The organism is Rothia santali, from assembly GCF_024199905.1.
GTDB classification, from domain to species: Bacteria; Actinomycetota; Actinomycetes; order Actinomycetales; family Micrococcaceae; genus Rothia; species Rothia santali.
Genome location: NZ_JANAFB010000002.1, coordinates 23,429 through 48,306, shown reverse-complemented (window position 1 = coordinate 48,306; position 24,878 = coordinate 23,429). Strand labels below are relative to the sequence as shown.

At 74.6% G+C, this 24,878-nt stretch carries 20 protein-coding genes and 2 pseudogenes; 8 read left to right on the top strand and 14 right to left on the bottom strand.

The window, feature by feature from the left end; genetic code table 11:
* The first annotated feature begins 2 nt into the window (after positions 1 to 2).
* The 3 genes from NBM05_RS01180 to NBM05_RS01170 are packed head-to-tail and all read left to right on the top strand — an operon-like array spanning position 3 to position 2,934.
* Positions 3 to 1,016 carry a FecCD family ABC transporter permease gene (locus NBM05_RS01180; protein WP_254164467.1) on the top strand — a complete coding sequence of 338 codons (1,014 nt, stop codon included), beginning with the start codon at positions 3 to 5 and terminating at the stop codon, positions 1,014 to 1,016.
* Entirely contained in the window at positions 1,013 to 2,095 is a 1,083-nt protein-coding gene (locus NBM05_RS01175; protein ID WP_254164465.1) for a FecCD family ABC transporter permease, read from the top strand. Before NBM05_RS01180 ends, NBM05_RS01175 begins: the two co-directional genes overlap by 4 nt.
* 50 nt (positions 2,096 to 2,145) lie before the next feature.
* On the top strand, positions 2,146 to 2,934 hold the full coding sequence (locus NBM05_RS01170; protein WP_254164463.1) for an ABC transporter ATP-binding protein: 789 nt from the start codon (positions 2,146 to 2,148) through the stop codon (positions 2,932 to 2,934).
* On the opposite strand, the gene NBM05_RS15760 is transcribed toward NBM05_RS01170, so the two are convergent.
* Complete coding sequence (locus NBM05_RS15760; protein ID WP_373689258.1) at positions 2,843 to 3,133, bottom strand: LysR substrate-binding domain-containing protein; 291 nt, start codon at positions 3,131 to 3,133, stop codon at positions 2,843 to 2,845. The two genes, NBM05_RS01170 and NBM05_RS15760, sit on opposite strands and share 92 nt — an antisense overlap.
* Positions 3,134 to 3,561: 428 nt before the next feature.
* Here NBM05_RS15760 and NBM05_RS01165 point away from each other — a divergent pair, with 428 nt between their 5' ends.
* Complete coding sequence (locus NBM05_RS01165; protein ID WP_254164461.1) at positions 3,562 to 4,299, top strand: methyltransferase domain-containing protein; 738 nt, start codon at positions 3,562 to 3,564, stop codon at positions 4,297 to 4,299.
* Positions 4,300 to 4,369: 70 nt separating this feature from the next.
* On the opposite strand, the gene NBM05_RS01160 is transcribed toward NBM05_RS01165, so the two are convergent.
* Together NBM05_RS01160 and NBM05_RS01155 are read right to left on the bottom strand one after the other, a co-directional pair.
* Positions 4,370 to 5,002, bottom strand: coding sequence for an ArsR/SmtB family transcription factor (locus tag NBM05_RS01160; RefSeq protein WP_254164459.1), 633 nt, complete (start codon positions 5,000 to 5,002; stop codon positions 4,370 to 4,372).
* A 178-nt stretch (positions 5,003 to 5,180) separates the two neighbouring features.
* Positions 5,181 to 6,080 carry a LysR family transcriptional regulator gene (locus NBM05_RS01155; RefSeq protein ID WP_254164457.1) on the bottom strand — a complete coding sequence of 300 codons (900 nt, stop codon included), beginning with the start codon at positions 6,078 to 6,080 and terminating at the stop codon, positions 5,181 to 5,183.
* 136 nt (positions 6,081 to 6,216) lie between these two features.
* Between NBM05_RS01155 and NBM05_RS01150 the strand changes: the two genes are divergently transcribed.
* Complete coding sequence (locus tag NBM05_RS01150) at positions 6,217 to 7,434, top strand: thiolase family protein (RefSeq protein WP_254164455.1); 1,218 nt, start codon at positions 6,217 to 6,219, stop codon at positions 7,432 to 7,434.
* Positions 7,435 to 7,667: 233 nt separating this feature from the next.
* A complete protein-coding gene (locus NBM05_RS01145) occupies positions 7,668 to 8,330 on the top strand; it encodes a hypothetical protein (RefSeq protein WP_254164453.1) in 663 nt (220 codons plus the stop codon).
* Positions 8,331 to 8,358: 28 nt separating this feature from the next.
* On the opposite strand, the gene NBM05_RS01140 is transcribed toward NBM05_RS01145, so the two are convergent.
* Positions 8,359 to 9,837 (bottom strand): ABC transporter permease, encoded by a 1,479-nt coding sequence (locus NBM05_RS01140; RefSeq protein WP_254164451.1) that lies wholly within the window; start codon positions 9,835 to 9,837, stop codon positions 8,359 to 8,361.
* 212 nt (positions 9,838 to 10,049) lie between these two features.
* On the opposite strand from NBM05_RS01140, the gene NBM05_RS01135 reads away from it, so the two are divergent.
* Positions 10,050 to 11,741 (top strand): sensor histidine kinase, encoded by a 1,692-nt coding sequence (locus NBM05_RS01135; RefSeq protein ID WP_254164449.1) that lies wholly within the window; start codon positions 10,050 to 10,052, stop codon positions 11,739 to 11,741.
* Positions 11,738 to 13,588, top strand: coding sequence for a glycosyltransferase family 2 protein (locus tag NBM05_RS01130; RefSeq protein WP_254164447.1), 1,851 nt, complete (start codon positions 11,738 to 11,740; stop codon positions 13,586 to 13,588). Before NBM05_RS01135 ends, NBM05_RS01130 begins: the two co-directional genes overlap by 4 nt.
* Here NBM05_RS01130 and NBM05_RS01125 read toward each other — a convergent pair.
* The 10 genes and pseudogenes from NBM05_RS01125 to NBM05_RS01090 all read right to left on the bottom strand — a co-directional run bounded on the left by NBM05_RS01125 (position 13,514) and on the right by NBM05_RS01090 (position 24,861).
* Positions 13,514 to 13,930 carry a response regulator transcription factor gene (locus NBM05_RS01125; protein ID WP_254164445.1) on the bottom strand — a complete coding sequence of 139 codons (417 nt, stop codon included), beginning with the start codon at positions 13,928 to 13,930 and terminating at the stop codon, positions 13,514 to 13,516. The two genes, NBM05_RS01130 and NBM05_RS01125, sit on opposite strands and share 75 nt — an antisense overlap.
* Before the next feature lie 114 nt (positions 13,931 to 14,044).
* Positions 14,045 to 14,524 carry an ATP-binding cassette domain-containing protein gene (locus NBM05_RS15300; protein WP_309248091.1) on the bottom strand — a complete coding sequence of 160 codons (480 nt, stop codon included), beginning with the start codon at positions 14,522 to 14,524 and terminating at the stop codon, positions 14,045 to 14,047.
* Positions 14,451 to 15,653 (bottom strand): annotated as a pseudogene (locus tag NBM05_RS15755) (ATP-binding cassette domain-containing protein); the annotation flags it as partial. The gene NBM05_RS15300 and the pseudogene NBM05_RS15755, both read right to left, overlap by 74 nt.
* Positions 15,650 to 16,453, bottom strand: coding sequence for an ABC transporter permease (locus NBM05_RS15295; RefSeq protein WP_302183588.1), 804 nt, complete (start codon positions 16,451 to 16,453; stop codon positions 15,650 to 15,652). The gene NBM05_RS15295 and the pseudogene NBM05_RS15755, both read right to left, overlap by 4 nt.
* A gap of 28 nt (positions 16,454 to 16,481) precedes the next feature.
* Positions 16,482 to 17,051: pseudogene (locus NBM05_RS15750) on the bottom strand (ABC transporter permease subunit); the annotation flags it as partial.
* 383 nt (positions 17,052 to 17,434) lie between these two features.
* Positions 17,435 to 18,973 (bottom strand): ABC transporter substrate-binding protein, encoded by a 1,539-nt coding sequence (locus NBM05_RS01110; protein ID WP_254164443.1) that lies wholly within the window; start codon positions 18,971 to 18,973, stop codon positions 17,435 to 17,437.
* Between the two features lie 167 nt (positions 18,974 to 19,140).
* The gene (locus NBM05_RS15540) at positions 19,141 to 20,187 is read right to left on the bottom strand and encodes a cytochrome P450 (RefSeq protein WP_254164441.1); all 1,047 of its coding nucleotides are present in this window, start codon (positions 20,185 to 20,187) and stop codon (positions 19,141 to 19,143) included.
* Between the two features lie 56 nt (positions 20,188 to 20,243).
* The gene (locus NBM05_RS01100) at positions 20,244 to 22,346 is read right to left on the bottom strand and encodes an ABC transporter ATP-binding protein (RefSeq protein ID WP_254164439.1); all 2,103 of its coding nucleotides are present in this window, start codon (positions 22,344 to 22,346) and stop codon (positions 20,244 to 20,246) included.
* Entirely contained in the window at positions 22,343 to 24,130 is a 1,788-nt protein-coding gene (locus NBM05_RS01095; RefSeq protein ID WP_254164437.1) for an ABC transporter ATP-binding protein, read from the bottom strand. Before NBM05_RS01095 ends, NBM05_RS01100 begins: the two co-directional genes overlap by 4 nt.
* Positions 24,127 to 24,861, bottom strand: coding sequence for a class I SAM-dependent methyltransferase (locus NBM05_RS01090; protein WP_254164435.1), 735 nt, complete (start codon positions 24,859 to 24,861; stop codon positions 24,127 to 24,129). The genes NBM05_RS01095 and NBM05_RS01090 overlap by 4 nt, the downstream gene beginning before the upstream one ends.
* Positions 24,862 to 24,878: the final 17 nt, after the last annotated feature.

Here is a 24,878-nt window from a genome sequence, read left to right as displayed (position 1 = left end):
CCGTGCAGCCCCGCACCCGCCCCCGGACCACGCTGTGGATCGGCCTGACGGCCTCCCTGGCGCTGCTCCTGCTGGCGTGTCTGCTGAGCCTGTTCGTCGGCTCGGGGCAGATCGCCCCCGGTATCGTCTGGCAGGCGCTGTGGAGCCCCGAGCGGCTGATCGACCACTCCACCATCCGCGACGTGCGGATCCCCCGGACCGTGCTCGCGGTGCTGGTCGGCGCCGCGCTCGGGGTCTCCGGGGCGCTGGCGCAGGCCGTGACCCGCAACCCGCTGGGCGACCCGGGCATCCTCGGCGTCAACGCCGGCGCCGGGCTGGCCATCGCCCTGGGTGTGGCGATCCTGGGCGTCACGAGCATCGACCAGTACCTGTGGATCGGCTTCCTCGGGGCCCTGATCGCGGCGGTCATGGTCTACGCCATCGCCGCGCGCGCCCCCGGCGGGATCACACCGGTGCGGCTGACCCTGGTGGGGGTGGCGCTCAGCGCCGTCTTCCTCGGCGCGAGCCAGTCGCTGGCCCTGCTGCGCCCGCACGTCTTCGACCAGATGCGGTTCTGGGGAGCCGGCAGCCTGGCCGACCGGCCGCCGGGGACCGTCGGCACGATCCTGCCGTTCATCGCCGTCGCCCTGGTGGTCGGCGTCCTGTGCGCCCGCTCGCTGAACGCGTTGGCGCTGGGGGACGACGTCGCCCGCTCCGTGGGCGTCCACGTCGGCACCCTGCGGGTCGTCGTCGTGGTGGTCGTGACCGTGCTGTGCGGCGCGGCGACCGCCGCGGCCGGCCCCATCTCCTTCATCGGGCTCATGGTCCCGCACGCCGTGCGGTTCCTGACCGGTCCCGACCAGCGCTGGATCCTGATCTTCTCCCTCATCCTGGCGCCGGTGCTGCTGCTCGCCGCGGACATCCTGGGCCGCGTCGTCGTGATCCCCGCCGAGCTGCAGGCCGGCATCATGACCGCCTTCATCGGCGCGCCCGTGCTCATCGTCCTGGTGCGCCGGGCCGGAAGGAGGAGCCTGTGAGCGCCCCCGCCGTGACCCGCCGCTCCGAGCGCGCCGGCTCCCCCCGCGAGCCGCGCTACCTGACCCTGCGCCTCGGTCCGCTCAGCCGCCGGATCTCCGTGGGTCATCTGGTCACCGCCGCGATCCTCGGCGTCGTCGGGGTGGTCATCCTGCTCACCGCGCTGTCTCTGGGGGACACGATCCTGCCGCTGGGCCGCGTCCTGGGGGCCTTCACGCCCGACGCCAGCCGGCTGGACCACAAGGTCGTGGTCGAGTGGCGGGCGCCCCGGGCGGTGGCCGCGCTGGTCTTCGGGGCCTGCCTGGGCGTCAGCGGCGCCCTGTTCCAGTCGCTGACCAGCAACGCACTGGGCAGCCCCGACATCATCGGGCTGAACACCGGGGCGTACTCCGGGGTGCTGCTGGTGATCACCTTCGGCGGGACCGGGTACCTGGCGTACGCTGCGGGCGCCGTCGTCGGGGGGCTGGTGACAGCCGCGGTCATCTACCTGCTGGCCTATTCGCGCGGCCTGCAGGGCTTCCGGCTGATCATCGTGGGCATCGCGGTCTCGGCGATGCTCTCCTCGGCCAACACGTGGTTCATCGTCAAGGGGGACCTCGACCTCGCCCTGCGCGCCGCGGTGTGGGGTGCGGGGACGCTCAACGGGCTGCGCTGGGAGCCGCTGCTGTGGGCCGGCGGGGTGGCGCTGCTCGTCGCGCTGTGGCTGCCGTGGTTGAACCGGCGCGTGGGCGGCCTGGAGCTGGGCGACGACACCGCCACCATGCTCGGCGTCCGCGTGGAGAGCTCCAAGCTCGCGCTGGTGGTCATCGGCGTGATGATGACGGCTCTGGTCACGGCGGTCACCGGGCCGATCTCTTTCATCGCCCTCGCCGCTCCCCAGATCGCCCAGCGGATCCGTCCCAACGGCGGTTCGCTGGACGTGCTCGGCTCCGCGCTGGTGGGGATGGTCCTGCTCGCCGGGGCCGACCTCATCGCCCAGCACCTGATCCCCGCCGCCTCCGTGCCGGTGGGCGCGGTGACCGTGTGCATCGGCGGTCTCTACCTCGTCTGGCTCCTGTTCCGGGAGGGCCGGCGCGCATGAGCCACGCATCGCCCATCCCGCTCGCCGGCAGGACCGCACAAGGAGAACCCATGACCGCATCCCCCTCAGAGCGCCTGCTCGGCGACCGGCTGAAGGTCGGCTACAAGGACACGTCCCTCGTGCTCGACGACGTCACGGTCAGCGTGGCCGAGGGCTCCTTCACCGTGATCCTCGGCCCCAACGCCTGTGGGAAGTCGACGATCCTGCGCACGCTGGGGCGGCTGCTCAAGCCGCGCTCCGGCGTCGTGACCCTGGACGGGCAGGACATCGCGCGGATGAAGACCCGAGAGCTCGCCAAGAGCCTCGCCCTGCTGCCGCAGAGCCCCTCCGTCCCGGAGGGCATCTCGGTCCAGAACCTCGTGGCCCGCGGGCGCTTCCCCCACCAGTCGCTCATGAGCCAGTGGAGTCCCGAGGACGAGGGCGCGATCACGGAGGCCATGCGGGTCACCGCGGTGGACCACCTCGCGCACCGCTCCGTGGACACCCTCTCCGGCGGGCAGCGGCAGCGGGTGTGGATCTCGCTGGTCCTGGCGCAGGAGACCGACCTGCTGCTGCTGGACGAACCCACCACCTATCTCGACGTCACGCACCAGGTCGAGATCCTGAAGCTGCTGGAGCGGCTGCGCGCCTCGGGGCGGACCGTGGTGGCCGTGCTGCACGAGCTGAACCAGGCGGCGCGCTTCGCGACCGACATGGTGACCATGAAGGACGGGAAGGTCGTGGCCGTGGGAAGCCCCGAGGAGATCATCACGGAGGACAACATGCGGGCGATCTACGGCCTGGAGTCCCGCGTGATCGAGGACCCGGACACCGGGAAGCCCGTGGTCCTGCCGCGCTGAGGCTCAGGATCGCGGACGAGTCCGGTGCCTCCCGGACGATCGTGGGGGCGAACCCCGCCTCCACGGCCACCCGCAGGAGCGCCTCCCGGACGCTCGAGCCCTGCGCGCCCGGGAAGGTCACGAAGGGCTCCCCGGCGAGGTCGGCGATCATGACCCGCCCCCGCCAGGCCAGGGGGTGGTCGGAGGGCAGCGCGACCACCAGCTCCTCGCGGGCGAAGACGATGCTCTGCAACCCCGGGTCCGCGAGGGGGAGCCGAGTCGGCACGCTGGCCCCGGCCGCCCGGCCGCCGACGAACGATGCGGCACTCACCTCGGCTTCCTCAGCCGGGCTCGCCTCAGCGTGCTCAGCCCGTGGCGTTCGTGCAGCCGATGGCGGGAACGCGGTACCGGTGCCGGCTCTCTGAGACGGTGGGGCAGGGGTGAAGCGGAGCAGGCCGGGCCGTCCGGATGGGCGGCAGGGCGAGGCGTTCGGAAGCGTTGCACGGCGTCGTCCCTTGCCGGCGTCGAGGCAGGGCAGGGTTTGATGGACCCGTGCCACCGGTGAGAACGCTGAATCTTGATGAGACTCATTCGCAAAGACTATGCTGGCACCAGTCGATCCGCCAAGGAGCGGGGTGAGGGGGCCGCATGGTCGCGGAGCGGGAATCCTATGCGGCGACGGCCTCCGCCTTCGACCTCTTCTCGGCTCCGGCGCGGCCGGCCCGGCTCGCGGCGCTGGGCGAGCTGCTGCCGCTGCTGCGCCCGGAGGAAGGGCCGATCCTCGACGTCGGCGCCGGATCCGCGGCCGCCGCCGCTGTCATCCTGGACCGCGTCCCGTCCGCCCGCGTGATGGCGATCGAGCCCAGCCGCTCGATGCGCTCGCTCGCCCTGGGGCGGATCGCCGAGCACCCGGAGTGGTTCGAGCGGATCACGGTGCACCCCGAGGACTTCTTCTCCGCGGACCTGCCCCGGCGGCTCGGCGGCGCGCTCGCGCTCGGGGTCATCGGCCACTTCGACGGCGGGGAGCGCCGGGCCGTCCTGGCCGAGCTCGCCGCCCGGCTTCCCCGCGGCGGCGGCGCGCTCCTGGACCTCCTGCCGCCGGCTCGGCCCACCGAGCTCCCCGCCGAGGAGTTCACGGCCGCGGTGATCGGCGACCTCACCTACCGGTGCATCGCCGAGGCGTGGCCGGCGGGCGGCGCCGACGCCGAGCTCATGCGCTGGCGCATGACCTACCTGACGCTGGAGGGGGAGCGGGTCGTCGTCGAGGACGTCGCCGAGTTCGACTACCGCCATCCCGAAGCGGACGTGCTGGTCGCCGAGGCGGCCGACGTCGGGCTTTCGGCGCGGCGGGTCGACGGCGCGCACTGGCTGCTCGTGAAGGGGTGAGCCGGCGGCGCGTCCGGACGGCTCACCGCCCGGATGACTTGGCGCCAGGACGGCTCACCGCCCGCACGGCTCAGTGCTCGTCGTAGTGGTCCCCGTGGGCGGCGTGCTGGTGGCCGTCGTGGAGGTAGTCGACGTGGTCGCCGTGCTCCACCGTCTCGTGGCCGCAGCCCTCGCCGTGCTCGTGCTCGGCCACCGAGTGCTCGGCGACGGCCTCGTGCTCGTCGTAGTGGTCCTCGTGCAGGGCGTGGCGGTGGGTGCCGTGGACGTAGTCCACGTGGTCGCCGTGCTCCACGGCCTCGTGGCCGCAGTTCTCGCCGTGCTCGTGCTCGGCGACGGTGTGCTCGGCGTGGGTGTCGGTGGTGCTCATGGCGGATCCTTCCGGAGGATGTGGTCGGGGTGCGTCCGAGGAGTGCGGGGCGCCCTCCCGGACGTGGGCGAGAGCGTCGGCCACCACGTGGGCCACGTGGTCGTCGGCGATCGAGTGGACGACCTGCCTGCTGTGCCGGTCGGCCGTGACGAGCCCCGCGAGGCGGAGCGTCTTCAGATGCTGCGAGACGAGCGGCTGGGAGAGGCCGGACGCCTCGACCAGCTCACCCACGGTCTGCGGCCGGCTCTTCACGAGCAGCAGCAGGCTCAGCCGGGACTCGTTTCCCAGCACCTTGAACAGCTGTGCCGCCGCGGTCAGGCCGGGTTCGTCTCGCATGGATCGAGTCAATCACACACATAAACACATTGCAATATGTTTATGCGATGTCACCTCGAGCCGCTCTCGCGCCGAGCGCGGCTCGTCGACCCCACCCGCGGCTCCCGGCGCACCGGCCCCACCGCGCAGACCCCGACCCGTCGGCCCCACCCCGCAGGCCGCGCCTCACCGGCCCCGGTCAACCGTCCGCGCCCGCACTCAGCACCCGCCCGGCGATCTCCCACACCGCCCGCACCGCGGCCGAGCGCTCCTCCCGCCGCGAGACCAGCACGGCCTCCAGCGGCGCCGGCGGGTCCGTCAGCTCGCGGAAGACCAGCCCCGGCGTCGCGATGTGCCGTACCGATGAGACGGTCAGGGTCACCCCCACCCCGGCCGCGACGAGGCTCAGGATCGTGTACGAGTCCGGCGCCTCCTGCACGATCCGCGGCGCGAACCCGGCGTCGAGGGCCGCCCGGACCAGGGCGTCCCGGACGCTGGAGCCCTGCACTCCCGGGAAGGTCACGAACGGCTCCCCGGCCAGTTCGGCCACCGCGATCCGCTCCCGCTCGGCCAACGGATGGTCCGAGGGGAGCGCGACGACGAGCTCCTCCCGGGCGAAGGCCAGCGTGCGCAGGCCGGGGTCGGCGACGGGCAGCCGCGCGAAGCCGATGTCGAGCCGCCCGGCCGCGATGTCCGCCACGGCCGTCCCGGCGTAGGTCTGCCCCACGAGGACCAGCTCGATCCCGGGCCGCTCCGCCCGTACGGCGCGGGCGAGCTCGGGCAGGACGCCGCGGCTGCTCGCCCCGGTGAACCCGAGCGTGACCCGCCCGGCGATCTCGCCCGCCCCCAGCGTGGCCCGCCGCCGCAGCAGCTCGACGTCCTCCAGGATCTTCCGGGCGGGCTCCAGCAGGGCCGCACCGGCGTCGCTCAGGACCACCGAGCGCGTGCTGCGGTGGAAGAGCTCGACGCCGAGCTCGGCCTCCAGCTGCCGGATCTGCTGGCTCAGCGCGGGCTGGGCCAGGTGCAGCCGCCGCGCGGCCCGGCCGAAGTGCAGCTCCTCGGCGGTCGCGATGAACCCCGTCAGGTGCCTCAGCTCCATGTGCCCTCCTCCGTGGCGCGTCCCCTCCGCGGGCGCATTGATCACTCCAGCTTATGACAACGGTCGCGACTGACTATTGGACGCAATAAGCATCCCGTGACAAGTTGTGATCTAGACGTCGAGGAACGGATGGGTCATGGAACAGGCATTCTTGGTCGGGGGAGCGCGGACCCCCGTGGGTCGCTACGGCGGGGCGCTCTCCTCGGTGCGCCCGGACGACCTCGCGGCGCTGACCGTGCGCGCCGCCCTGGAGCGGGCCGGCGTCGGGGACCCCGGCGTCGTGGACGAGGTCGTCCTGGGCAACGCCAACGGCGCCGGCGAGGAGAACCGCAACGTGGCCCGGATGGCCTGGCTGCTGGCCGGGTACCCGGACTCAGTGCCGGGGCTGACCGTCAACCGGCTGTGCGCCTCGGGGATGTCGGCGATCATGCTCGCCTCCCAGATGGTCCGGGCCGGGGACGCCGACGTCGTGGTGGCCGGCGGCGTCGAGTCGATGTCCCGCGCGCCCTGGGTCATGGAGAAGCCCTCGAAGCCCTTCGCCAAGCCGGGCGAGGTCGTGGACACCTCGATCGGCTGGCGGTTCCCCCACCCGGAGTTCGTCTCGGGCGAGCTGTCCCGCGGCGGCAAGACCACCTACTCCATGCCGGAGACCGCCGAGGAGCTCGCCGCGGTGGACGGCATCACCCGCGAGGACGCCGACGCCTTCGCGGTGCGCTCCCACGAGCGGGCGCTGGCAGCGATCGCGGCGGGCTCGTTCCGGGAGGAGATCGTGCCGGTCGAGGTGAGGGGCCACAAGGGCGAGGCGCACACGGTCGACGCGGACGAGGGGCCGCGGCCGGGCACCACGGCCGAGGTGCTGGGGCGGCTGAAGCCCGTGGTGCGGCCCGGCGGCGTCGTGACCGCCGGGAACTCCTCCTCGCTCAACGACGGCGCCTCGGCGGTGGTCGTCGCCTCGGAGCGGGCTGTGGAGCGGCTGGGGCTGACGCCGCGGGTGCGGGTCGCGGGCTCGGCGGCGGCCGGCGTCGCGCCCGAGATCATGGGGATCGGGCCCGTCCCGGCCACGCGGAAGGCGCTGGAGCGGACCGGGTGGGAGCTGGCGTCGGTGGGCGCCGTCGAGCTCAACGAGGCTTTCGCGACGCAGTCCCTGGCCTGCGTCCGGCGGCTGGGGCTGGATCCGGAGACCGTGAACCGCGACGGCGGCGCGATTGCCCTGGGGCACCCGCTCGGCTCCTCGGGCTCGCGGATCGCGATCACCCTGATGGGCCGGATGGAGCGCGAGGGCGCCGAGCGCGGGCTGGCGACGATGTGCGTCGGCGTCGGGCAGGGGGCGGCGCTGCTGCTCGAGCGGGTCTGAGGGACCGCGGGCGGCGGCGCGGAATGCGACCCGCCCCCCGGATCGTCATCTGCGGCCCCGACGCCGCGCGGCCGCGGGGCGGACGACTCGTCTGACACGTCATCTCGCCCCGAGCCGTTGTGAGCCGTCTCTCCCCGCTGGAAAGGTCGGGAGGGCAACACCGATCGACGCCGGGCCGCTCGCCCCTCGCGGAAGACCTTCTGCGGAGCACCCGGCCCAGGAGGTGACCCGCCATGGGTCGCAAGACGACGATGACCACCACCGCCGCCGCGGCGCTGACCCTGATGATCGCGCCCTTCGCCGGCAGCCCCGCCGTCGCCGCGAGCGCACCGTCCCCTCACTGCGTGAGCGAGGCTGGCGGCGCCCCGGCCAGCCCCCAGCTGCCCGGCATCCCGGACACGTGGACCGGCCAGGGCGTCTGGAACCAGACCGGATCCCTGCAGGTCGACCACCCGCGCCTCGGCCCCCTGGAGATCCGCACCTACTTCCAGGCGACGAGCGGGCCGGGGTCTGCGCCCTCGACCGGTGACGGGGCCTACGCCGTGTACCAGGACGGCCGGGCCGTCGGCTTCGCCTCCTCCGAGGGCGGCCAGGCCGTCGGGTTCGGACCCGACCAGGTGCAGCCCGTGCCCGAGATCGACCTGCCGGACGGCGGGAACGTCGACATCCACGGCAACGTCTACCTCGTCGGCGACGGCCTGACGGTGCTCACGCCCACCGAGTCCGGCTACGACTCGCGCGGCACCCTGCCGTCCTCGGACGGGTCCGCGCCGTTCGCCCAGGCGCAGCTCGTCGACGCCGACCCGGAGAGCGGCGAGCCGCGCATCCGCGTCCAGGACGGGCCGGGCGAGTTCACCGACTACCGCTGGGTCGACGGCGAGTTCCAGGCCGGGTGACCCGGGGGCGGCCGACCGGCCGGGTGGGTCAGGACCCGCCCGGCCGCCCGGACTCCTTCCCGCCGGAGGGGGCGACCTCTCCGGCGGGCGGCGTTCCAGCGGAGCGGCCAATCTCCTCGTCGGCCCGGTCCTCGCCGGATCGGCCGAGTGTCTCCTCGTCGGACCGGCCCACCGCCCCCTCGTCCGGACGCGCGAGCTCCTGCTCCAGCGGCCCGCCGAGCGCCCACATGCTCGTGGTGTCGGTCGAGACGCCGGCGTCGCCCGGGGAGCCGGAGGGCGGGGTCTCCCGGGGCGGCCGGGCCGGGCCCTGCTGGACGATGATCCCCTGCGTCGTGGCCCGGAGGCCGAAGTCGTCCAGGATCTCCTCGCGGTCCTTCTCGTGCTGCTGGCCGCTCGCGCGCTGGGCGTCCTGCATCATCGTGGTCTTACCCCGGAGCATGCGGCGGACCCGCTGCCACTCCCAGTACCGCTTGCCCACCAGCGTCAGCAGCAGCCCGACGGCGGCGTAGCAGGCCAGCATGATCCACCCGCGGGAGTAGCCGGGCCCGACGTCGTAGATCAGCCGCTTCAGCATCTCCGTGATGCCGGATCCCACCACCACGTTGTTGAGCCAGCGGAACGGCTCGGGCATGAACCACTCGGGGAAGGCGGCGCCCGAGGCGGGGATCGAGAGGAAGATGAAGATCGTCATGGCGGGCGCGGCGATGAACCGCCCGCAGAAGTAGCTCAGGCCGTTGACCGCGACCCCCACGGCCAGGGCCCACATCCAGCCCAGGCCCCACAGCTGCCAGAAGTGCCCCTCGATCGCGCCCAGCACGGGCGAGACCAGGAAGCACGTGATGAAGGACAGGACGAAGCTGACCGCCAGGATCACCAGCAGCCGCGTCGTCCGCCGCAGCGGCCCGCCCATCAGCCCGATGAACATCGCCGCGAGGTACCCGGAGATGCACCACGCGAGCATCAGGTACATGGGGCTCATGCCGACGTCGCCCATCGGCAGCGGCGCGACGTCCTCCCGCTGCGGCGGCTGGTCCGGGTTCAGCAGCGGGCTCAGGTAGGCGGGGATCAGGTTGGCGGCCTGCGCCTGGTGCGCCGAGGCCACGATCAGCGAGTTGTCCCCGACGTCGTAGGCGGCGGCGATCTCCCCGGAGCGGACCTGCTCCTGCGCGGAGGCCTCGTCCGGCACGTCGACGAAGGACCACGCCCCCGGCGCCGCCTGGTCCGCGATCCCCTGGTAGGTCTCGACGGCGCTGGACTGGCCGACGATCCCGATGGGCACCTCGCGCGGGGCCGTGCTCTGGAACGCCCCCACGTAGCACAGGACGAACATCACGGCCATGAACGTGGGCATCCACAGCTGGAGCAGGACCAGCTGCAGGGAGGGGTTCAGGGTCGCGAACCATCGCCGGTACGCCGACTTCTCCGGCGGGACGGCGTGGATGCGCTCCGGGCCCACCTGGGCGGGTCCGAGTCGCGAGGAGTGCTGGGGGTGCGCGTTCTTAGCCATTGATGTCAGGGTACGCCTGTCTCCCGCGGGGCGGAGGCCCGGTCGGTCGGGGCCACTCGGCCGGGACCGCTCCCGGCTCGCACCCCCGCGAACCCGCGTCATACCCGGGATGACCAGGGCGTCTTGGATAACATCGGTACCGCTTACCTGCGAGTAGACCGAGCGGTAACCGAGGATTCTCCGAGACGACGGGCGGGACCGAGACCATGGCCATGACGGCGAACCGCGGCACCGGCACGGACCGGCGCTGGTGGCGCACCGAGGCGATCGCCCAGAACGCCCGGCTGCGCGTCGTCGTGCCCGAGTGCCTCTTCACGCTGCTGCTCATGCTTGCCGTCATCGCCTACACGGCCACGCTGGACCTGAACATCCGGCCCGGGTTCCTGTGGAGCGGCGTCGGGCTCTGCCTGGGCGTCACGGCGCTCGGCGTCCTGCTGCCGTGGGAGCGCGCGGCGCCGCGCTGGATCGCCCTGCTCCCGGTGGGGGACATGGTCTCGGTCGGGCTGCTCAGGCTCGGCCTGCTGCCCGAGGGCATCTCGCTCTCGCTGCTGCTGTTCGCCCCCGCCATCTGGCTGGTCATCCTGCTGCAGCGGCGCGGGCTGATCATCGCCGTCGTCGTCTCGGTGGTGGCCGTCTCGGTCCCCTCGCTGTTCTACATCCCGCCGTACTTCTCGCCCGGCGGGCTCGTGCGCAACTCGCTGCTGCCGCTCGCGGTCCTCCTGATCTCCTGGCTCGCGCTGCTGCTCTACCAGCGGATGGAGCACAACCTGAACCGGCTGGTGACCGCCCAGCGGCAGAAGGAGCGGCTGCACCGGATCGCGCGCACCCAGGCCCGCCTGCTCACCGGCGTCGGCGAGGCCCTGAACGTGGGCATCCTGGTGCTCGACGTCGACGGCAACGACGTCCTGTACAACCGGGCTCAGCGGACCATCCACACCCTGGTCTCCCCGCCGACCAACGCCGACAAGACCGAGGCCGGCCACTTCATCTACCGGCCCAACGGCAAGACGCCGGTGCCCGTGACCGAGCGGCCGGCCTACCGGGCCGCGCGGGGAGAGATCTTCGAGGGCATGATCGTGGTGGCGGGGCCGCCCGAGTCCCAGCAGAAGACGCTCTCCGTCTCCTCGCGGCACGTGCTCAACGGCCAGGGCGAGCACGAGGCCACCGTGCTGATCTTCCAGGACGTCACGGAGCTGCAGGACGCAGTCCGGGAGCGGGACAAGTTCGTCGCCACGGTCTCCCACGAGCTGCGGACCCCGCTCACCTCGATCATCGGCTACACCGACCTGGCGCTCGACGAGGCCGAGGAGGACCCGCTGATGGCCGAGTACCTCGACGTCGTGCTCCGCAACTCCAAGCACCTGCGCACCCTGGTCGAGGAGCTGCTGCTGGAGCAGCAGACCAGGATCGGGCGCACCGACCGCAACCTCGAGCCCACGGACATCGGCCGGCTCGTGGAGCGGGCCGTGGAGTCCCAGCAGCCGCAGGCCGTGGAGAAGGGGCAGTCGCTGACCGCCGCGGTCGGTGGACCGGCGCCGCTGCTGTCCCTGGAGCGCTCGCGGATCATGCAGGTGCTCAACAACCTCATCACCAACGCCGTGAAGTACACGCCGCCCGGCGGGCGCATCCGGGTCTCCACCGACGTCGCGCCCGGGGCGGTCGGGTTCACCGTGACCGACGACGGGCCCGGCATGGAGCCTGAGGACGGCGAGCGGATCTTCTCGCCCTTCTTCCGCACGCAGTCGGCGACCCAGGGCGGCGCGTCGGGGGCGGGCATCGGCCTGTCGCTGAGCCGCGCGATCGTCGAGGCCCACGAGGGGCACATCTCCGTGAAGACGGCCCCCGGCCGGGGCACCAGCATCTCCGTCAGCATCCCGATCCCGGCAGAAGAGGGGAGTCCATGAGCAAGGGCAGACACAGGAGGCAGCCGCCGCCCAAGGTGGGGCCGCTGGCCTTCTCGCTCGCGGTGGTCTACGGCGTCGCGGCGTCGTTCATCTTCTGCTTCTCCGGGACCTTCGGGACCTACGGCCAGCACCCGTGGCACGACACGCTGCTGGTCCTGGTGACCATCACCGCCGCCGTCGCGCTGACCTACATCACGCTGCTGCTGCGGGTCTACACGCTGCGCCCCGCCACGCGCGGGGGCAACCCGGACGTGTTCAGCTGGCACCTCATGATCCCGTGCCGGGACGAGGAGAGCGTGATCGCCGCGACCGTCTCGGCCGCGCGGACCAGCTTCCCGCACTGCCACGTGTGGGTCATCGACGACGACAGCGAGGACGCGACCGCGCGGATCGTCCGGGACCTCATGGACTTCGACGACCGCATCCACCTGATCTCCCGCGTCCGGCCGAACGCGCGCACCGGCAAGGGCGACGCGCTGAACGCGGCGTTCAAGAGGGTCGCCGAGTACGTGGGCCCGGACCCGGAGGCCCGGCGCCGCGCCGTCGTCGGGGTGCTCGACGCCGACGGGTACCTCTCCGACAACACCCTCGAGCTGCTCTCCGGCCCGGACGCCTTCGGCAACGGCGGGATCGGGGCGGTGCAGATCGAGGTGTGGATGAAGAACCGCAACGACCGCCGGCCGCGGCCGCAGGCGGGCGCCTACCTCAACGCGCTCGGCCGGTACCTCATCCGCATGCAGGACATGGAGTTCCGCACCTCCAACTCCGCGATGCAGCTCCTGCGCGTCCAGACCGGGACGGTGGGCATGGGCGGCAACGGCCAGTTCACCCGGCTGAGCGTCCTGGAGGACCTGACCGCGGCCCACTCCGAGCCGTGGGGCAAGAGCCTCAGCGAGGACTACGAGCTGGGCCTGAACATCATCTCGCTGGGGCACACCAACCACTACGTGCGGGAGGCCTACGTCTCCCAGGAGGCCCTGCCGTACTTCAAGCGCCTCATCACCCAGCGCACGCGCTGGGCGCAGGGCATCATGCAGTGCTCGGCCCTGCTGCCTTCGCTGCGGCGCAGCCGGTCGCTCAAGGCCTCGGGCTTCGCGGAGATCCACTACTTCATGACGCTGCCGTGGATCATGATCATGAACCTGGCGTTCGTCCCGTGGCTGCTGTACGTCGCGCTCACCAGCGGGCAGGCGGGCTTCCTCGGCGGGGACAGCACCCTCGTGGTCGCGGCCGCCGGGATGGTCTTCCTGGTGCTGCCCTACGCCCTGTGGGGCCCGCTGTACCGGCACTGGGGGCGCGAGCGCCGGGTCGGCTGGGCGACCTCGTGGCTGCTCGGGGCGGGGTACCTGCTGTACGTGTACTTCACCTACCTGTACTACCCCCGGGCGATCGGCCGCATGATCACCAAGCGCACCTCGTGGGCCAAGACGGCGCGGAACGCCGACGGCCTGCAGACCGCGGTGGCCCCCGAGCTGGTGCCCGCCCTCGCCGTGGGGAACCTGCTGGCCCTGGACACCCGGGTCCTGGCGGAGCTCGCCGAGGACCTGGAGAGCGAGACCTACGCCCGCGAGGTCGTGGCGGCCTTCGTCCTGCGCTGGCCGGCGCGCCTGGCGAACCTGCGCGAGACGGTCGCAGCGGAGTCCCCGGTGCGGGCCCGCGACGCCGTGGCCAGCATCCGGGTGTCCTCGACCATGGTCGGCGCCCGCCAGCTGGAGGGCGCCGCCCGGGAGGTCACCGACCTCCTGCAGGCCGAGGACTACGACGCCGCGCGCTCACTCATGCCCGCGCTGGAGGGTGTCGGAGAGCGCACCGTCGCCGCGATCCGCGCCGAGTATCTCGGCGAGTGAGGCTCGCAGCTCGCGGGGGCGGAACGGCTTGGTGAGGTAGGCGTCCGCGCCCGCGGCGAGGCCGGCCGCGCGGTCGGCGTCGGTCGAGCGCGCGCTGATCATCACGATCCGGCCGCCGAAGTCGGGGCGGATCCGGCGGACGACCTCGTAGCCGTCGACGTCCGGCAGCCCGACGTCGACCGTGACGATCTCGGCGTCGGTGCCGCGCGCGGCCTCGAGGCCCGTCGCGCCGTCGATCGCGCTGGTCACCGTGAAGCCGCTCTGCTGCAGCACGATCTCCAGGAGGCGGCGGATGTCGTCGTCGTCCTCGATGACGAGGGCGGTGCGGGTGTCGGCGGTCATGGCGGTCCTTCGCGTCGGTCGGGTCGGGGGAGTCTGTCACATCGTAGGTGAACGGGACCGGCTGGGACGGATGACTCGCCTTCCGGTCCCCTTCCGTGCGGAATTGCGTCCGCACTAGTGGGAAGTATCTTGGGGCCTGCTCGTGACGAGCGTCCGGGCGTCCTGGTCGATCTCGAGGACGACGTCGGCCCGGGCGGCGACCTCGGGGTCGTGCGTCGTCAGCAGCACGGCGAGACCGCGCCGGCGCCGGAGTGCGTCGAGGCGGTCGAGGACCAGCCGCGCCGTCGCGGCGTCCAGGGCCGAGGTCGCCTCGTCCGCCAGCAGCACCGAGGGCTCGCAGGCCAGGGCGCGAGCCAGGGCCACCCGTTGCCGCTGGCCGCCGGAGAGCCGGGCGGGGACGCGGTCGAGGACCTCCGGGGGGAGCCCCACCTCGGCCGTCAGCGCCGCCGCCCGGGCCCGGGCGGCGGGCCCGCTCGCCGAGCAGGAGCCGGGCGGGGCGCGAGACGGCCGTGCGCACCCGGTGCGCCGGGTTGAGCGCCCCGGCGGGGTCCTGCGCCACGAGCTGCAGACGACGCAGCATCGAGCGGTCGCGATCCTCGACGCGCGCGGCGGCCTCCTCGCCGTCCAGCCGCACGCTGCCGGCCTCCGGAGGGACCAGCCCCGCGATCTGGCGCAGCAGCGTGGACTTCCCGGATCCCGAGGGCCCGACCAGTGCCACCAGCTCGCCGGGACGGACGTCGAGCCCGACGTCGTCCAGGAGCACCGGGCCCTCCCGCCCGGCGCGCAGGCGCAGCCCCCGCACGGCGAGGGCGGACGGTGGCCGCACCTCCGGGACTGCGAGGGCAGACGGTGGCCGCAGCCCCGTGCCTCCGAGGGCGGACGATGGCCGCACCCCGGGGGCCGCGAGATCGGATGGCGGCCGCACCCCCGTGCCCGCGAGGGCGGATGGCGGCGTGGTCCCGGCGCCGCCGCCGACCTCCACGACGGCGTCGGCCACCCTCCCGGCGAAGCCCCGGTCGTGGGTGATCACGATCGTGGCGCGCCCCGCGGCGCCCCGGCGCTCGGCGATGAGCTCGACCACCAGGTCCAGTGCCGCCGCGTCCAGGCCGCTGGTGGGCTCGTCCAGCACGAGCAGCGACGGCTCCCTGGCGAAGGCGCGCGCGATGGCGACCCGCCGGGCCTGGCCCCCGGACAGCTCGTGGGCGCGACGACGGAGGTGCTCGGAGCCCAGGCCGACGCGGTGCAGCATCGCCAGGGCCCGGCGGTCGCGCGCGGCACGATCCCGCGCGCCACCCCAGGTGAGACCGCCCCGCGAGCCTCCGAGCGGCCGCGGCGCGCCCGGCTCCGGGCCCACCAGGCGGCGGACGCTGTGCAGGGGGTGGAGGTCGGAGGCGGGGTCCTGCGAGAGGAGGCCGAGCCGCTCGCGCCGCCACCGCCGGGCGGCGCGGCCGGGCGGAATCTCCTCGCCGCCCCACGCGACCCGGCCCGCGGTCCGGGACAGGCCCTCGCCGAGGGCGTCGAGAGCGCCGAGGACGAGGCTCGTCTTGCCGCCCCCGGAAGGGCCCATGAGCGCGACGACGGTGCCCTCCGGAACGGACAGGTCCCGCCCGGCGAGCACGGCGCAGCCCGCGGCGTCGGCGACTCCCAGGCCGGTGACGGTCAGGCCCGAACCGGTGCGCGCCCTCGGCGCGGGGACGGCGGGGGCGGTGCGTGGCTCGCTCATCGGCGAGGCTCCTCTCGGATCGGGACGGGCCGCTCGCGGCCGATCAGCTGGGCGCCCAGCGCCAGGACGAGGGTCACGGCTCCCAGCGCGAGCGCGGGGGCGAGCACGCCCCAGGGGTTGGCGCCGACGCCGACCATGTTCTCCCGCACCATGCGGGCCCAGTCGGCGTCGGCGCCGGTCAGGCCCACGCCCAGCACGTTCAGGGCGGCGGTGACCTGCAGGGCGATCACGAGCCGCAGCCCGAGGTCCGCGGTCACGGTGCCGCGCAGGGCGGGCAGGACCTCGCGCAGCAGCAGCGTCGCGCCTCGCTCGCCCCGGCACCGCGCGGCCTCGACGTGCCCGCTCGAGCGCACGGAGAGCACGGCGTCGCGGACCACCCGGACCGTCAGCGGCGCGCCGCCGCACACGGTCGCCGCCACGACGGCGCCCGGTCCCGGGAACCCCGTGGCCACGACCAGGGCGATCAGCAGGGACGGCACCACGAGCAGCAGGTCGCTCACGCCGGTCAGCGCCCGCTCGGCCCAGCCGCCGACCCACCCCGCCGCGAGGCCGCCCAGGACCCCCAGGGCCGAGGTGAGCAGCGCTGCGAGCACCGCGACGCCGAGGAGCAGGACCCCGCCGGACAGCACCCGGGAGAGCACGTCGCGGCCCAGGGCGTCGGTGCCCAGCGGATGCGCGGCGTCGGCGGCCCGCCAGGGCGCCGCGACCTGAGCGGACGGGTCGAAGGGCACCAGCAGCGGCCCGAGCAGCACGGCCGCCGCGACCACCGCGAGGAGCGCGGGGAGCAGCGCCCGCCTCATCGGGAGCCTCCCGAAGGTCGGTGCGGCGGGCCAGGGCATCGGCCGCCGCGAGCCCGGGCAGCACGACCACGGCGCCCAGCAGGGCGATCGCCTGCACGACCGGGACGTCCCGGCTCGAGACGGAGGAGACCAGCAGCGAGCCCAGCCCGGGATAGCCGAACAGGGTCTCGACGACGGTCGTGGCCGCCAGCAGCCCGCCCGCGCTGACCGCGAGCACCCGCACGAGCGGGGCGAGGACGAAGGGGAGGACCTCGACCGCGGCCACGGCCGCCTGCCCGCGCCCGCGGCGCCGGGCGTCCACGACGTGCGGCCGATCGAGGGCGTCGGCGACGGCCCCGGACAGCAGGGCCGCGCCGAACAGCGCGGTCGGCATCGCGAGGGACAGCGCGGGAAGGACCAGCAGACCGGGCGCGGCCAGCGGAGGACGGCCCGGCGGCAGGACCGAGACGGCCGGCACCAGCCCGAGCATTCCCGAGAGGACGGCCGCCAGCCCCGCGGCCACGACGACCGCGGGCAGGGCCGCCCCGCCGGTGAGCGCGGCGGACAGCGGACCGTGCAGGCGCCGCGAGGACCCGGCCCACCAGCCGAACAGCAGCATCGCGGGAACGGCGAGGGCCAGGGCCGCGAGGATCAGGGCGCCCGTGGCCGGCAGGCGCTGGAGCAGGGCGTCGAGGACCGGCCGGTCGTTGACCAGCGAGACGCCGAGGTCCCCGCGCAGCAGGCCGGCGGCCCAGGCCAGGTAACGCTGCCAGACGGGGCCGTCCTGGTCGAGCCGGGTGCGCAGGTCGGCGACGGCGGCGTCGTCGGCCCCCGGGGTCGTGCGGAGGTCCGCGGCGTCGCCGGGCAGCACCTCGGTCGCGGTGAAGACCAGGAGGGACACCGCGAGGAGGAGGAGCAGGGCGCGCCCCAGCCCGGGGGCCGCCGCGCGCAGCGGCCCCCGGGTCCGGGTGGCGGCGCCGGGACGCGCCGTCGTCGACGGGGTCATCCGCCGGCGACCTCGATCCGCTCGATCTGCAGGCGGCTGAAGCCCGTGCCGGTGGGCACGTTCTCGACGGCGTCGCTCGTGAGGTCCAGGCCGTCGCCCAGGCCCCACACCGCGTAGCCGCCGTCCTGGGCGACCTCGCGCTGGAGCCCGGCGAGGATCTCGTGGCGCTCGGTCTCGTCGCCGGTGGCCAGGGCCTCGTCGAACCGCTCGGCGAAGGCCGGGTCGGTCCACCCGGTCTCGTTGATCGGCCCGTCCGGGACCAGGGCCATCCGGGCGAAGTCGACGAAGCCGTTGCCGCCCAGGCTGTTGAGGTAGAAGGGCTCGACGTTCCAGACCTTCTTCCAGTAGGTGTCCGGCGGGTCGGTCTCCACGGTGACGCGGAAGCCGGCCTCCTCCAGCTGAGCGGCCGCGAGCGTCGCGGTCTCCTCCATGCCGGGGTAGGAGCCGGTCGAGTGCAGGGTCAGCTCGACGCCGTCCGGGAAGCCGGCGTCGTCGAGCAGCTGCCGGGCGCCGTCGACGTCGCGCTCCACGGGGGCGAGGTCGGGGGCGAAGGGGTCCTTCGCGCCGAGCACGTCCGCCTCGGTCTCGCCGTAGCCGAGGAAGACCGTGTCCACCAGCGCCTGCCGGTCGAGGGCCAGCTTGACCGCGCGGCGCACCTCGGGGTGCTCGAAGGGCTCGGCGGCGGTGTCCATGACCAGCGGGTAGTTGACCGCGCCGGCGCGGCGGACGACCTCGAAGCCGTCGGAGTCCTCGTACTGCTGCGCCGTCGCGGGGGCGATGCTGCCGGCCACGTCGGCCTGCCCCGAGGCCACGGCCGAGGCGCGGGCCGAGGGGTCGGGCATCGCGGTGATCTGCAGCTCCGCGACGCCGGGCTCGCCGCCCCACCAGTCGTCATTGCGGTGCAGGGTCGCGGTCGTGTCGTCGGCGGCGTCGAGGGCGAACGGTCCGGAGCCCGGGACCTCGGCGCCCGCGAAGTCCTCGGAGCCCTCCGGGACGACGAAGGTCAGGGAGGACAGCGCCGCGCCCACCTCGGCGTAGGGCTGGGCGGTGACGAGCTCGAGCTCGTGCTCGGAGGTCGCCGAGGAGGCGCCGAGGTCGAACATCGAGAGGCGCCCGTTGTTCTCCGCGCCCTTGCCCTGGATGCGGTTCAGGGAGAACAGGACGTCGTCGGCGGTCACCGGTGATCCGTCGCTGAACGTGGCGTCGTCGCGCAGCTGGATGCGCCAGCGGGAGAGGTCGCCGTCCACGGGCTCCCACGACGTCGCGAGCCGCGGCTGCGCGGTGCCGTCCGGGCCGGTCACGGTCAGCACGTCGTAGAGCATCGCGAAGCGCAGGTAGTCGGACTCGTTGGAGACCCGGCCGTGCGGGTCGTCGGTCGTGGCCGCGGGGGCGCCGACGGCGGCGTAGCGCAGGGTGGTCGCTCCGGACGACTCCGCGGCCGCGGAGTCGTCGGTCGAGGAGCCGCCCTGGGCGGAGCAGCCGGCCAGGGTGAGCGCGGCGAGGCTCGCCACGGCGATGAGGGGTCGTGTCTTCATGGGGTCCTTCACGGGTGTCGGTCCGCGGCGGGCGCCGCGGGGTGCGGGTGACCGGTGGGTCACGGGGGTGCCGCCGGGTGGCGGCGGGTCTGTTCGCGCGGTGCGGGCCGTGCCGGGCCGGTGCGGGGACCGGACCGGTCCACGCCGGGTCGCCGTGGCGGCGGGTCTCACCAGGTCACGGGAACCTCCTCGAGGCCGAAGATCGCGGAGGCCCCGCGCATCGGCAGGTCCCCTTCCGGGACGGCGAGGGCCAGGGACGGGACGCGGTCGAAGAGCACGCGCAGCGCGATCTCCACCTCGGCCCGCCCGAGGCCCTGGCCGACGCACTGATGGGCGCCGTGGCCGAAGGCGACGTGGGCGTTGCGGGTGCGCAGGACGTCGAGCCGCCCGGGGTCCGGGAAGGCGCCCGGGTCGTGGTTGGCGGCGCCGAGCAGGGCGATGAACCCGTCCCCGGCCGGGATGACGCCGTCGTCCAGCTCGATGTCCCGCAGCGCCACGCGCAGGGTGATGGCGTCGGCGACGGAGAGGTGGCGCATCAGCTCCTCGGCCGCGGCCGGCCAGCGGCCCGGGTCCTCCCGCAGCAGCGCGAGCTGGTCCGGCGAGCGCAGCAGGTCCAGCGCGGCGAGGGGGATGAGGTTGCGGGAGGTCTCGTGCCCCGCGTTGAGGGTGATCCCCAGCTGGGACAGCAGCGAGGTGCGGGTGATCTCCCCGCGCGCGAGCGGACCGTGGACGAGCCGGCTGATCAGGTCGTCCTCGGGCGCCTCGGCCTTGACGTCGATCAGCCGGTCCAGCATCCCGAACAGCTCGTGGAGGGCCGCGCCGACCTCCTCGGCGGTGGCCGAGCGCGAGCCGGAGACCGAGGTGACGCGGCGGAAGAACGCGAGGTCCTCCATCGGGACGCCGAGCAGGCGGCAGATCACCGTGGTCGAGACCCGGTTGGCGTACTCGGCCACGAGGTCGGCGGGCCGCGGCAGGGACAGCAGATGCTCCGCCTGATCCTCGCAGATCCTCTCGATCTCCGGGCGCAGCGCGCGGACCCGGCGCAGCGTGAACTCCCCGACGAGCATCTTGCGGATGGCGGTGTGCTCGGGCGCGTCCATCCGGATGAAGGGGCGCAGCTCGGCCGCCACCTGCTGCTCCCCGGCGCCCAGGGCGGGGAAGGCGGGGTGCCGGGCGTCGGAGCTGGCGCCGGGGTGGGCGAGCGCGGTGCGCACGTCGGCGTACCGGCTGACCAGCCACGCGGGCTTGCCGCCGTGGACCCGGACGCGGGTCAGCCCGGGCGCCCGGCGCAGGGCCGCGTACTCGGCGGGCGGGGCGAAGGGACAGCCGCGCTGGACCGGGAAGTCCGGGGCGGCGTCGTCCGCGGCGGCGGCATCCCGGGCGCCGGTCGGGGCGGTGGACGTTCCCGGGGCGGCGGGCCAGCGGCTCCGGTCGGCTCGGCGGCCCCGGGGCCGGCGGTCGAAGGGGTGGCGGAGGGGTCATGGGTTCTCCTGGCGGGGTGCGTGCGGTGGACGGGGTGCGGCGGGACCCGATGCCTCGACCGGTTGCGAGGCGGGGTCCGATGCCTCGGTCGGAGGCGAGGCGGGGCCCGGCGGCGGAGGGAGGGCGCGGCCGGGGCCGTGGACCCGGAGGAGGCCCCGGCGGTGGGCACCAGGCGCCAGCCGCGGGCGTCCTCGCGGCCGCGCAGCAGCTCGGCGTAGAGCCCTTCGCGGGCCGCGAGCTCGTGGGGGCGGCCCCGCTGGACCACGCGGCCGGCGTCGAGGACCACGACGGCGTCGGCCGCGGTGATCGTCGCCGGCCGGTGCGCCACGACCAGGACCGTGCGGTCCCGGGCCAGCTCGCGGGCGGTGCGGGTCAGCAGGGCCTCGTTGGCGGCGTCGAGCGCGGAGCTCGCCTCGTCGAGGACGATCACCGGGGCGTCCTGGAGCAGCGCCCGGGCGATCGCGACCCGCTGCCGCTGGCCCCCGGACAGGCTCGTCCCGCCCTCGCCGACGCGGGTCTCCCAACCACGGGGCAGCTCGGCGACCACGGCGTCCAGCCCGCAGCGGGCCGCGACCCGGTCCAGGTCCTCGAGCGTGGCCCCGGGGGCCGCGACGCGCAGGTTCTCCGCGACCGTGTCGTCGAAGAGGTACACGTCCTGCGGGACCAGCGCCACGTGCCGGGACAGCTCGCGCGAGCCGATCTCCCGGACGTCGACGCCGCCCACCCGCACGGCCCCGGAGCCGACGTCGTGGAAGCGGGCCAGCAGCTGCACCAGCGTGGACTTGCCCGAGCCGGAGGGGCCCACGACCGCGGTCAGGGTCCCGGGCTCCGCGCGCAGGCTGACGTCCCGCAGCGCGGGGGCGGCGTCGGGTGCGTAGGAGAAGCCGACGCGGTCGAACTCGACGGCGCCGTCGGCCGGCACGCGCGGGCGGTCCGGCTCGGGCTGCGGTGGCGTGTCCAGGACCGCGGCGATCCGCTGGACCGTCCGCCCGGACAGGCGCAGCGCCGCGCCGTGCTCGGCGGCACCGGCCACCGGCTGCACGAAGCGCACGACGAGCACCAGCAGCCCGGCCGCCGCGGGCCCGCCCGGGGAGCCGCCGAGGAACAGCAGGACGGTCAGCGCCACCAGGGCGGTCAGCACGAGCCGGGCCGCGGCCGAGTAGGCGGACAGGGCGGGCACCGCGGTGCGCAGCAGCCGCCGCGAGGCCACGTGCTCCTCCTGCAGGGCCCGGTCCAGGGCGGAGCCCGACTCGGCGCCGCGACCGGCCGCGCGCAGGGCCTGCTGGGCGCGGGCGTGCTCGAGGACGCGGTCGGCGGCCTCGGCGGAGATCGCGTCCCGGGCGGCGTCGTCCCGCGACACCGCGCGCCCCGAGGCGGCGTACACCGCGGCGAGCAGGCCCAGCCCCACGGCGGCCGCGACCGCGAGCTGCCACTGCCAGACGGCGAGCACGAGGATCGCCACGGCCGGGGCCACGACCGCCTCGATGAGCGGCGGCAGCACGTGCACCGGCAGCGCGGTGGTCCCTGAGACCCCTGCCGTGGCCAGGTGGGTCAGCTCGCCGAGCCGCGGCCCGGTGTACCAGCCGACCGGCAGCCGGACCAGGTGCTCCCCGAGCCGGTGGTGCAGCGCCCGGGAGACCGCCCCGCCGCTGCGGAAGCTCACGGTCAGGCTCGCGGCCCGCACGACGGCGTACACCGCGGCCGCCCCGAGCAGGGCCAGGGTCCACGGCGCGGCGCTCGCGGGCCCGGGGCCCAGGAGCCGCGCCAGGACCGGGACGAGCAGGGCGATCACCGCACCGTGCAGCGCGGCCGAGAGGATGCTCAGGGCGAGGGAGAGTCGCACGGCCCGGGCGTGGCGCGGGCCGAGGATTCTCAGGAAGGTGCGGATCATCGGGGGTCCTCCTCGGGGTCGGCGGCGGAAGCGGCGGGAGCCTCGGAGCCCTCGCGCCAGGCGGCCCACAGCGCGGCGTAGCGGCCGCCGCGGGCCAGCAGGTCCTCGTGGGAACCCTGTTCGGCGATCCGGCCGTCGTCGAGGACCACGATCCGGTCCGCGCCGGTCACGGTCGGCAGCCGATGGGCCACCACCAGGACCGTGCGGCCGCGGGCCAGCTCGCTCACGGCGTCCTGGATCTCCCGCTCGGCGGCGGGGTCCACGGCGGCGGTGGCCTCGTCGAGGATCAGCACGGGCGGGTCGGCGAGCAGGGTGCGGGCGATCGCGACCCGTTGGGCCTCGCCGCCGGAGAGCTGGACGTCCTCGCCGACCACGGCGTCGTACCCGGCCGGCAGGGCCTCGATCCGCTCGTCGATGCGGGCGGCCCGGGCCGCGGCGCGGATGCGCTCGGGGCCGGCGTCGGGAACCGCCAGCGCGATGTTCTCCGCGATCGAGGCGCGCAGCAGCTGCACGTCCTGGAAGACGAAGCCGACGGTGCGGTACAGGATCCGCTCGGGGACCCGCCGGACGTCGACGCCGCCCAGGCGCACGGTCCCCGCGGTGGGGTCCTGGAAGCGGGCCGGCAGCGTGGCCAGCGTGGACTTCCCGGCGCCGGACGGGCCCACCAGCGCGGTCACGGTCCCCGGCTCCAGGACGAGGTCGACACCGCGCAGCACCTCGTGCGGCTCCCGGCCGGGCTCGGGCTCGTAGGCGAAGCGGACGCCGTCGAGCTCGACGCGGGAGCCCGCGGGCCGCTCGTCCCCCGTCTCGAGCCCGGGCACGGCCAGCAGGTCCCGGATCCGGCCCGCGGCACCGCCCGCCGCCTGCAGCTGCTGCATGCGGGAGCCGATGGCCTGCATCGGCGCGCACAGCGCCGGAGCGAGCAGGGCGAAGGCGACGACGTCGAGCGGCTCGCTCCAGCCCAGGGCGCAGAACAGCACCCCGGCGGACACGACCGTGACGGTCACGAAGGGCGCGGAGAGCAGGAGGAAGGAGGCCACGGTGGCGGGCGTGGTGCTGCGCGACCAGGCGAGGAAGAAGTCGGCGAAGGCGTCGGCCGCGGCGCGGAACCGGGAGGCGGCCCGGTCTTGGCGGTCGTACTGCTTGACCACCCGGATGCCGCGGACGAACTCGACGGTCGCGGCGTTGACCTCGCCCATGGCCCGGGCGTACTCGGTCATCTTGGCCATACCGCCGGCCATGGCCCGGGCGAACAGGGCGATCCCGGCGGCGACTAGCAGGACCGCGACGACGCTCAGCTGCCAGTCCACGACGAGCAGGTAGGCGAGCGCGGCGAGGGGCACGGCGACCACCCCGGCCAGCTCCGGGACGGTGTGGGCCACCAGCGCGTGGACCTCGCCCACGTCGTCGTGCAGGGCCTTCTTCACCCGGCCGGAGCCGTGCCGGGCGAACCAGCCCAGCGGGACCCGGGCCAGGTGGGCGGCGAGGCGGCGGCGCACCGAGAGCTGCATGTCGTCGTCCGCGCGGTGGCTCACCACGGTCGAGGCCGCGCCGAGCGCCAGGGAGAGGAGCGCGGCCAGCAGGGACAGTCCGATCAGGGTCCAGAGCCGCCCGGCCTGCGCCGGCCCGGGGGCGAGCAGGCCGCGGGCGACCTCCACGAGGAGCATCAGCGGCACCAGCCCGACGACGCCGGACAGGGCCTGCAGGACGGCCGCCGCGACGATCCGGCCGCGGATCGGGCCGATGAGCGGGGCCAGGGGCGAGGGCGTCTTCCGCGCGGTCATCGGATCAGCACCCCGATCTCCGGGGTGGACTCGCGGGAGGGCTGCTCGAGGCGTCGCACGGTCATCCCGGACTCCTCGGCCAGGCGCTCGACGCCGAAGGTCTCCCAGTCGTACTCGTCCTCGACGGTGCGCACGCGGCGCCCGTCGTGGAAGACCCGCCACTCGGTGCGCCAGCGCATCACGCCCTCACCGGCGGGCTCGCCGGAGATCCACCACTCGTAGACCTGCTCGCCGAGGGTCTCCCGGCACATCCGCACGAAGGGGATGCGCCGCGGGGAGTCCACGCCCATGAGCTCGACGAGGATCGGTGCGCCGGGCGGCAGGCACGCGGCCAGGCGCCGCCACAGCGCGACCCGCTCGGGTCGCGGGATGTGCCCCGCCACGCCGAAGATCACGACCGCGGACAGGGACTCCGGCAGGCGCAGCTCCTGGGCGGGCTCGGGGACCACGGTCACCCGCTCGCGCAGCCGCGGGTCGGAGAAGACGCGGCTGGTCAGCACGGCCCGCATCACGGGCGAGGGCTCGGCCGAGACGATCCGGGCCGAGGGCAGCAGGCCTGCGATGGTCGCGGTGACCAGGCCCGAGCCGGCCCCGATGTCGAGGATCGGCCCGTGCGAGGTGTCGAGCCCGGCGAGCGCGGTCCGCAGCGCGGGGGCGCTCGAGGCGAGGTGTCGGTGGCCGACGAGGTCGAAGAACTCGGCGGCGGGCGAGTAGTAGTCGGTGGCGGTCATGGGGTCCTCCTGGGCTG